The sequence below is a fragment of the Streptomyces sp. NRRL S-118 genome (assembly GCF_000716335.1).
Lineage (GTDB): Bacteria > Actinomycetota > Actinomycetes > Streptomycetales > Streptomycetaceae > Streptomyces.
The window spans coordinates 15,715-19,144 of sequence record NZ_KL591020.1; the positions used below are offsets into that span (position 1 = coordinate 15,715).

Annotated in this window: 4 protein-coding genes; all 4 read right to left on the reverse strand. The window is 74.0% G+C overall.

Going from position 1 to position 3,430, the window contains the following annotated elements; genetic code table 11:
* The coding region (locus tag IH00_RS0127150; RefSeq protein WP_031078100.1) for a GTP-binding protein at positions 1-347 on the reverse strand (347 nt) is incomplete at its 3' end.
* On the reverse strand, positions 328-771 hold the full coding sequence (locus IH00_RS0127155) for a DUF742 domain-containing protein (RefSeq protein WP_391812751.1): 444 nt from the start codon (positions 769-771) through the stop codon (positions 328-330). The genes IH00_RS0127150 and IH00_RS0127155, both read right to left, overlap by 20 nt.
* Positions 768-1,205 carry a roadblock/LC7 domain-containing protein gene (locus tag IH00_RS0127160; protein WP_031078103.1) on the reverse strand — a complete coding sequence of 146 codons (438 nt, stop codon included), beginning with the start codon at positions 1,203-1,205 and terminating at the stop codon, positions 768-770. Before IH00_RS0127160 ends, IH00_RS0127155 begins: the two co-directional genes overlap by 4 nt.
* Positions 1,202-3,430: ATP-binding protein (locus tag IH00_RS0127165; protein WP_039947484.1), on the reverse strand; the 2,229-nt coding region annotated here is incomplete at its 5' end. The genes IH00_RS0127165 and IH00_RS0127160, both read right to left, overlap by 4 nt.

Here is a 3,430-nt window from a genome sequence, read left to right on the forward strand (position 1 = left end):
AGCACGACCGCACCCAGCGCGCCCTGGGCCAGCTCGTCCCACAGGAACCAGAAGCGGTCCTGGCCCGGCGTACCGAACAGGTAGAGCACCAGGTCCTCGCGCAGGGTGATGCGCCCGAAGTCCATGGCGACGGTGGTGGTGGACTTGGCCTCCACGCCGTGCAGGTCGTCGACCGGCCGGCCCGCCTCCGTGAGGGTCTCCTCGGTGCGCAGCGGCCGGATCTCGCTGACCGCACCGACCAGGGTCGTCTTGCCCACCCCGAAACCGCCCGCGACGAGGATCTTCAGTGTCACCGGCTCGACCACCGGCCGCTTGCCGCGGCGGGAGCTAGAGCGCCCGAAGGCCATTGATCACCTCACGCAGAATGTTCACGTCCGGCAGTTCGGCCGGCGGAACGGGACGGGTTACGTGGACGAGGTCGTCCTCGACGAGATCGCCGACCAGGACCCGGATCACCCCGACGGGCAGGTCCAGTCCGGCGGCGAGCTCGGCGATCGACTGGGGGAGGTCGCTGCAGCGCTCGACGATCTCCACATGCTCCGGTGAGAGCGTCTGGTCGCGGCCGGGATCGTCGGCCGCGGGTTCGGGGACGACCACCGCGATCAGGTCGAGGTGGTGGCGGGTGGCGCTGCTGGTGCGGCCGCGGGTCATCGCGTAGGGGCGGACCACCGGGCCCGCGTCGTCATCGAACCAGTGGTGCGGCTCGTGGCGGTCCCGGACTCCGTGCCGGCTCTGCTGGCCTGCTGCGTCACTCATCGCATCCCCACTCACCCTCCGGTGGGCAGACCGGTCCGCGGAGCCGTCGCGAGGTGGGCCCCCACCCGCTTGACCATCAGCGTCATCTCGTACGCGACGAGGCCGACGTCGGAGTCGGCGTCCGCCAGCACCGCGAGACAGCTGCCGTCGCCGGCCGCCGTGACGAAGAGGAACGCGTCCTCCAGCTCCACGACGGTCTGCCGGACGCGACCCGCGTCGAAGTGGCGGCCGACCCCCTTGGCGAGGCTGTGGAAGCCGGAGGCGACGGCCGCCATGTGCTCGCTGTCGTCCCGGCTGAGGTCCCGTGAGGCGCCCGTGGGCAGGCCGTCGCTGGAGAGCACCAGGGCCTTGCGGATGGATCCGACGCGCTCGACGAGTTCGTCGAGGAGCCAGTTGAGCTCTCCGGTCGAGCCGGCGGAGCGGGTTGTTGCGGCGTTCGGTGCGGTCATCGACCGTCCCCCTCAGGTGTCGTTCCTGGTGCTGTCTCGCCGTGGGCGTCCGGTGCGGCGCCCTCGGCGTTCTCCCGGCGCCCGCGCTGCCAGCCGCGCTGCATGGCGGCCATGCGGTTGCGGACGGCTTCGGCGTCCCGCTCGGCGCCGGGGTGCGCCTCGCGCTCCCCGGCGGCCGGCCGGTCGTCGCGCCCGCCGTCCCGCTGCCCGGTGGTCCTCCGGAGCTGCGGGGCCAGGCTGGCCTGCCGTACGCGGCGGGGCAGCCCGCCGAGCAGCATGGTGGTCTCGGGGTCCGCTCCGGCGGCGGGGCCGTCCGGGCCGCCTGCGGCCGGGTCCGTCCGCTCCGGGTTCCCCCGGTCAGGGTGCCTCCGGTCCCGTTCGGTCCGGTTCCGGTCGGTCCGGTCCGGCGTGTCCGGGCCCGCGTCGGTCCGGTACCGGATGGTTCGGTACGGGGTCGTCCGGTGCCGGGCCCCCGGCTCCGGGCCACCGGCCGCCGGTCCCCCGGTTGCCGGTCCCCCGGTTGCCGGGCCTTCGTCCGGCGGTCCTCCGTCCGCCGGTCTTCCCGTGGCCCGGGCGGAGGCCGAGTGGGCGCTGCCACGGTCGTCCAGGCGGCGGCCGCGGTCCGCGATCAGGGTCGGGACCGAGGGCCTGCGGCGGGGCAGCGGTACGGTGGCGCCGCGCGGGCGTTCGGCCGGGCGCTCCGCGTCCTCGTCGGCGGCCTGGTGGTGCTGCGCCTCGTCGGAGCCGACGGAACGGCCGGACACGGGGCGCAGCGGTGTCCTCGGGCGGAACAGCCCGCCGCGCTCGCTCTCGGTGTCGTCGAGGTCCCCCAGCCGCTCGTCGAAGCCGAGTACGTCGACCGGCGGTTCCAGTTCGATCGGACCGTCCAGTTCGATCGGGCCGTCCAGCACGGACGGACCGGTGGCCGACAGGCCGGACGGCACCTGGGACAGGGCCGGGCGCCGCGGCGGTCCGTCCCCGGCCCGCCGGTCCGGGCCGGAGCGGTCCGAGCCCGTGCGGTCCGAGCCCGTGCGGTCCAGGCCCGTGCGGTCCGCGCTCCTGCCGTTCGCGACGCTTCTGCGGTCCCCGCTCTTGCGGTCGAGCCGGAAGTCCGAGCCCTGCGCCTCGGGCGCCTCGGTGAGGAGCGCGGCCGGGATGAAGACGACCGCGGTCGTACCGCCGTACGGCGACGGCTGGAGCGAGACCCGTACGTTCTGGCGCTGGGCGAGGCGGCTGATCACGAACAGGCCCAGCCGGTCGGTGTCGGAGAGCTCGAACTCCGGTGTCTCCGCGAGGCGGAGGTTCGCGTCGAGCAGTGCCTCCGGGGTCATGCCGAGTCCGCGGTCGTGGATTTCGAGGGTGAAGCCGTTGGCCACCGGCTCGCCGAGGACCTGCACCGCGGTGTGCGGCGGCGAGAACACCGTGGCGTTCTCCAGGAGTTCGGCGACCAGGTGGGTGAGGTCGGCGACGGCCGGTCCGCCGACGCCGATGCGCGGAAGCCTGCGCACCTCGATGCGCTCGTAGTCCTCGACCTCGGCGACAGCGGCCCGGACCACGTCCATGAGCTGGACCGGCTTGCGCCACTGCCGGGAGGGGGCCGCTCCGGAGAGGATCACCAGGCCCTCGGCGTGGCGGCGCATGCGGGTGGTGAGGTGGTCGAGCTTGAACAGGTCGGCCAGCTCGTCGGTGTCCTCCGTGCGCCGCTCCATGGTGTCCAGGAGGGTGAGCTGGCGGTGCAGCAGGACCTGGTTGCGGCGGGCGAGGTTGACGAAGACCTCGGAGACGCCGCGGCGCATTTCGGCCTGCTTGACCGCGGCTTCAACGGCGGCGCGCTGGAGGGTGTTGAGCGCCTGGCCGACCTGCCCGACCTCGTCCTTGTCGTACTCCAGGTGCGGCACTTCGGTCTCGACATCGACCTGTTCGCCCGCGGCGAGCCGGCGCATCACGCTCGGCAGCCGGACTCCGGAGACCTCCTGGGCCTCCTTGCGCAGGCGGCGCAGGTCGCGGACGAGGTCGCGGCCTATGCGTACGGAGACGACGATCGACACGAGCAGGGCGACGAAGCCGAGGACGCCGGCGACGCCCGCCTTGAGCAGGACGCTGTACGCGGCCGGCCGCACCCGGTCCTGGTAGCGGTCGCCCGCCTCGGTGTTCGCGGTGGCGAGGTGGTCGAGGACGGGGGTGACGCTCTCCTGCCACCGGGCGGCCTGGACGGCCTTGGGGGC